The sequence below is a fragment of the Oleiphilus sp. HI0125 genome, assembly GCF_001635355.1.
In genome coordinates this window covers 1-835 of record NZ_LWGF01000089.1, presented here as the reverse complement: position 1 = coordinate 835, position 835 = coordinate 1, and the positions used below count along the sequence as shown (strand labels likewise).

Annotated in this window: 2 protein-coding genes; both read left to right on the top strand. The window is 49.1% G+C overall.

Features of this window, described 5'->3' with window-relative positions; all coding sequences use genetic code 11:
- On the top strand, window positions 1-96 hold a 96-nt coding region (locus tag A3762_RS25590; RefSeq protein WP_156493117.1), incomplete at its 5' end, for a hypothetical protein.
- Window position 97: 1 nt separating this feature from the next.
- A partial coding sequence (locus A3762_RS01455) for a carbamate kinase (protein ID WP_068753759.1) occupies window positions 98-835 on the top strand: 738 nt, incomplete at its 3' end.

The following is an 835-nucleotide window of genomic DNA, read 5'->3' as shown; positions in this document are numbered from 1 at the left end:
GTTTTCGAATCTCCATACAACATTAGTTTTGAGCAAGCAGAAAACCGCCTGCACACAATTAAAGCTGTCATGGTTGCAACACTGGGAGATCAATAAGATGAGAGTGGTTGTTGCGCTCGGCGGCAACGCTTTGCTTCAACGAGGCGAAGCAATGACCGCTGAAAATCAGAAAATCAACATTGCGAAGGCTGCTAAATCGTTAGCAGCTATCGCAAAAGAACACGAGCTTATCATCGCTCACGGTAACGGACCTCAAGTAGGCTTACTGGCACTACAAGCCGCAGCGTTTGATGGCGCTGCCCCCTATCCACTAGATGTACTGGGAGCAGAGTCTGTCGGTCAAATCGGCTATATGATCGAGCAAGAGATGGGAAACATCATGCCTGCAGAGCAAGCATTTGCGACCATTCTTACTCAAATTGAAGTCGATCCAAACGACGAAGCATTTAAAGATCCGACTAAATTCATTGGCCCCGTATACGATGAAGCGCAAGCCAAACGTTTAGCGGAGGAGCGCAACTGGGTCGTGAAGCCCGACGGCAAATACTGGCGTCGCGTTGTTCCTTCACCTTTGCCACAACGTATTTTTGAAATCGGCGTCATCAAGATGCTAATCGATCAAGGCGTTATCGTGATTTGCGCTGGCGGCGGTGGCATTCCAACCATGTACCAAGCTGACGGCACATTAGCTGGTGTAGAAGCTGTTATCGATAAAGACCGTGCAGCTGCACTACTCGCTCGCGAGATTGAAGCTGACGCATTCTTAGTACTCACCGACGTTGACTCTGTGTATCTCGACTGGGGTACAGACAATCAACGTGCGATTCGCAAAGCA